Raw genomic sequence first — 286 nt, forward strand, 5'->3', positions numbered from 1 at the left:
CCGTCAGGTTACGTTTACCTATGTAGCGGTCGATGATTCCGGCGAGGGGAATGCCACCAGTGAACCCGGAACGGTCACGATTACGATTACAGGGACCAACGATAAGCCCACCGCCGAAGTAGTGAGTGTCAGCGCCACGGAAGATGGCGCGGCAGTGACCGGCAATTTCAGTGCCACGGACGCCGATACCACCGATACCCACACCTTCAATATCCTGACCCAGCCGGCAGAAGGCGCGGTAACCAACAACAATGACGGCACCTTCAGCTTCAATCCGGGCAGTGAC

1 protein-coding gene is annotated in these 286 nt (G+C 57.7%); it reads left to right on the plus strand.

Features of this window, described 5'->3' with window-relative positions; all coding sequences use genetic code 11:
• A partial coding sequence (locus AC27K1_RS21790; RefSeq protein ID WP_487152896.1) for an Ig-like domain-containing protein occupies positions 1–286 on the plus strand: 286 nt, incomplete at both ends.

The organism is Kistimonas ophiarachnellae (assembly GCF_057552235.1).